General features: G+C 57.6%; 5 protein-coding genes and 1 pseudogene. 1 reads left to right on the top strand and 5 read right to left on the bottom strand.

What is annotated here, in order from left to right:
- From HUJ17_RS12820 to HUJ17_RS12830, 3 genes are all read right to left on the bottom strand, one after another.
- Window positions 1–194 (bottom strand): hypothetical protein (locus tag HUJ17_RS12820; RefSeq protein ID WP_290511060.1); only part of this gene is annotated, 194 nt, incomplete at its 3' end.
- 127 nt (window positions 195–321) lie between these two features.
- Entirely contained in the window at window positions 322–1,836 is a 1,515-nt protein-coding gene (locus tag HUJ17_RS12825; protein WP_290511061.1) for an NAD(P)/FAD-dependent oxidoreductase, read from the bottom strand.
- Window positions 1,837–1,849: 13 nt separating this feature from the next.
- Window positions 1,850–2,701, bottom strand: coding sequence for a metal-dependent hydrolase (locus HUJ17_RS12830; RefSeq protein WP_290511062.1), 852 nt, complete (start codon window positions 2,699–2,701; stop codon window positions 1,850–1,852).
- Window positions 2,702–3,017: 316 nt separating this feature from the next.
- Between HUJ17_RS12830 and HUJ17_RS12835 the strand changes: the two genes are divergently transcribed.
- Entirely contained in the window at window positions 3,018–3,242 is a 225-nt protein-coding gene (locus HUJ17_RS12835) for a hypothetical protein (RefSeq protein WP_290511063.1), read from the top strand.
- Window positions 3,243–3,316: 74 nt separating this feature from the next.
- On the opposite strand, the gene HUJ17_RS12840 is transcribed toward HUJ17_RS12835, so the two are convergent.
- A complete protein-coding gene (locus HUJ17_RS12840; RefSeq protein WP_290511064.1) occupies window positions 3,317–3,709 on the bottom strand; it encodes an MAPEG family protein in 393 nt (130 codons plus the stop codon).
- A gap of 108 nt (window positions 3,710–3,817) precedes the next feature.
- Window positions 3,818–4,063 (bottom strand): annotated as a pseudogene (locus HUJ17_RS12845) (hypothetical protein); the annotation flags it as partial.

Here is a 4,063-nt window from a genome sequence, read left to right on the forward strand (position 1 = left end):
GCCCCTTCTACCTGAACATCGCTTTGCCGGTTTTCATAGGCCACCTGAATAGCGCGATCACCGGCAACCGCAGCCGATCCAGTTTGGTAGGCCTGAGCCGGTGCCTGGCTGACGGTGCTGTCATCTCGCAGGTTATCCAGCCCGTACAGTGCCAGCACTGTCACAGCAGCGATAATCGGGGCTATTTTTCTCATCAATATTCTCTGGCCGGCTTATTTCTCCCCTTTTTTACCACAAGCCATCCGCAATGGCAGAACCGCCATCCACAAAAAAGGGGCAGCCCAGGCTGCCCCTCTCTTTTACCGTAGTCTCGAAACCCCGTCAGGCTTCCACCGTTGCCTCAGCATCGGCACACACAAAGTCATAATCCGTGGAGCGCACGTTGCGGGTTTCCAGCCAGTAGCGCCAGGTGGAACCCGGCCACAGGGCGAAGTTCTTGCCATCGTCCTGTTGGTACCAGCTGGTGCAACCGGAGGTCCAGGTGGTGCCCTGCAAGCGACGCTGCACGTTCGCGTTAAAGGCTTCCTGGGCTTTCGGTTTTACATCCAGATAGTCCGCGCCTTCCTCACGCAGCAGCGCCATGCATTGCAGGATGTATTTCACCTGACACTCGATCATGAACAGAATCGAATTGTGGCCCAGCCCTGTGTTCGGACCCACCAGCATGTACAGGTTCGGGTAGCCGCTGACGGTAACGCCGTAATGCGCTTCCGCAGACTTGGCCCAGTCCTTATGAAGATCATGGCCCGGCAAACCGGTGAGCGGAAAATTTTTCATGTAGATACGCGGATCAACCACAAAGCCGGTGCCAAGAATGATGCAATCCGCTTCATGCTCTACCCCGTCTTCAGTGACCACGCTGTGGGCTTTCACCTCGCGGATCCCGGCGGTGACCAGTTCCACATTGTCGCGGTTGAACATGGGGTACCACTTGTTGGAAATCAGCACCCGTTTGCAGCCGAAGGTGTAATCCGGGGTCAGCGCCTTCACCAGCGCCTTGTCTTTCACCTGCAGGCGAATGAACTGCTTGCACAGGGTCCCCAGCAGTTGCGCCGCCTTCGGGCTGGAGGCCGGTGCCACCCGGGATTCATTGCTCCAGTAAAGCCGCGCCCGATGCAGTTTGCGCAGCGCCGGGAAACGCTTGAACAACCGCTGTTGAATCCCCCAGTAACCGCGTTCATCCCGGGGAATCACCCAGGCCGCACTGCGCTGAAATACGGACAGCTTCTTCACCTTGGGGGCGATTTCCGGGCAGTACTGAATGGCGCTGCCACCGGTGCCGATGGATACCACCTTCTTGCCCACCAGATCATAGCCATGATCCCACTCGGCGGAATGCATCACCTTGCCCTTGAAGCGCTTGAGGCCCTTGATGTTGGGCACGTTCGGCACATGCAACGGGCCGGACGCCAGCACAAAGTGACGGCAATCAATGGTCATGCCAGCAGCAGTACGCACGGTCCAGCGGCCGGTGGTTTCATCAAAATGGGCTTCGTTCACTTCCTGGTTGAACTGGATAAAGGGCCGCAGCTGATACTGCTCCACGGTGTCGAGAATGTAGTTCTCGATTTCGTCCCGGGGCGCGTAGCGCTTGCTCCAGTCCGCCTTGCCGGCGAACGAAAAGGAATACAGGTGCGACTGCACATCGCAGGCCGCCCCGGGATAGCCATTGAAGTACCAGGCCCCGCCCACTTCCGATGCCTTTTCCAGGATCACAAAATCCTCGTTGCCCGCCTCACGCAGCTTGATCGCCATGCACAGCCCGCCGAAACCGGCGCCCACGATGGCCACATCCACGGAAATCGTCTTTGCTGAAATCTTCGCTTTACTGGTCATGTCCCTGCCCTCCTCAGGCGGCTTGCAGCCGGTTCACATCAAAGGCCGCCACTTCGTCCATCAGTGCCTCGGCCTGGTCCAGGAATTCCCGGTTGTCATGCATCCAGGGGTGAAAACCGGGGCGGAAGAAATCCAGCCAGTCCGGCAGGGCCCGGCGCAATACCCCCGGGCGGCCCACCGTCAGGTTCAAAACTTTCCACCAGCCCTTCAGGTTCAACAGACCGCCGCCCTTCGCCACCATCACTGTGTAGAACGGCAGGTACAGGCTCCAGAACAACGCATTGGCCAACAGAAAGGCTCCCACACGCAGGCCATAGGCCTGGATGCCCTTGCCCACCACCTGCTCGAAAGCATCGAAACACACCGCCTTGTGTTCGGTTTCCTCAATGGCATGCCATCGCCAGATCGCCGAGTAATGGGGGTCCACCCCTTCCATCAGTTCGGTATTGCGCAGCAGCATGTCGCCCAGCACCGCGGTCAGGTGCTCCAGTGCCACCGTGGCGGCCAGCTGAACGGAACGGGGCGCCTTCTTCACCAGTTCCAGCAACCGCACCACCACCGCATCCATGGCCTCGATGGGCATACCCGCCGCCACCAGCGCCTCGTTGTATTCCTCGTGCTCACGGGTGTGGAAGCCTTCCTGGCCGATAAAGGCGGAAACCTGTTCCTTCAGATGCGCATCGGTGATTTCCTGGCGATAGTTGCGCACGCTCTGGATAAAGAAGCGCTCCCCCGCCGGAAAGAAAATCGACAGGGTGTTATAGAACTGGGAGATATGCAGCCCGCCCGGATTCCAGCTCAATGCCTTGCCGGCGGGCAGCCCGAATTTGAGATTCCGGCGCACCGGATCAACCTGAATTGTCATTGTCATGCCCCTTGAACAGATCGGATTGATCGGATGCTAGGGCCAGCACGATGACAGGCTCAATAGTTACATTGGGCAATGTTATGGTTTGTTGATATGGGTCAAATTCGACAGGAGAGAAAATACATAAATACAGAATTCGTCTACTTAAACGTAGAGATAGACAGGGGTTGCCACGAGCACATTCCAAGACAACCCCGCTGGAGATAACGTCATACATCACCTAAATCAGACCGTATAACCGCAGCAGATTGACCGTTTTCTCCCGGGCTGAGATGGTCGAAGCCACACTGCGGACCGTCAGGAAAGCAACACTATGCGTTTGATTGGATTACTGCTGGCCCTGCTCGCTGTGGGCTGGCTGGTCATGACCCAGCTGCAAAGCACTCCGGCTCCTGTTGTAAGCGTCGAAGACGGCTCCAACACCACCGTCAAGACGCCCACCAATGCAGAAGAACTGAAAAAATTCGAAGCTCAGGTGAACAGCCTGGCTGACCAACAGAACGCCAGAACCCGGGAGGCGCTCGAGCAGATCCAGTAAACGCCCGCCCTGCTCGCGGGTTTCCCTTCCCCCTTTGGGGAGGCTCGCTTGCAGGGCGGGCACCTATTGCCCTCTCACTGACTTGCCGCCAGATAAACGATATACAGACAACATCCCATCCCCACCGCATAGATGGCTGAACGAAACCAGGCCAGATTGGCGATATACAGAATCGGGTGCAGCACCCTCGCCGCCAGATACAGTAACGCCACACCATCAAGCTGGTTCAGATCCAGCCCGGACGCATAGGCGATAAAGCACACCATGGTAAACACCGTCAGCGATTCCCAGGCATTGGCCTGCGCCCCCTGCACCCTGGCTCCTGCCCCGACCAGCGCCGCCTGTTGCTGGCGGGGATGGTAGTTATCGAAGGTGCCAAACTGCCTGATACGGAAATAGACGCCCGCCCAGGCGAGAAAAATGGGCAGGAATGAAATGGCGAACAGCACGAAGAGGATGGTTGGCATGGTCTCAATTCCTTGCACGGTCTAAAGAGGTGTTATTACAGAGATTAGCGCGAACAGACCGCCCGTCAGCAATACCGGCATCCGATAAGACGCTCACCCTGAATCAGATCAACCTTTGGCGCGTTGCGAAAGAAACACCCAGCCAAAGAACAACATGAAGGCCAGATCGTTGAGCCCGTAGATACTGTAGAACACCCCGGCAAACAGATCCTGCTCATACACCGCGCCAAGGTTATGGTTTGCCATCCACAGCCCCCACACCACCACATACACCAGCTTCTCCACGGCAAAGGCCGCCGCCAGCCAGCGGATATTGCCCTGGATAAACGCCGCCCCCAGATAGGCCAGCCCCCA

The sequence above is a fragment of the Alcanivorax sp. genome (assembly GCF_014762765.1).
Lineage (GTDB): Bacteria > Pseudomonadota > Gammaproteobacteria > Pseudomonadales > Alcanivoracaceae > Alcanivorax.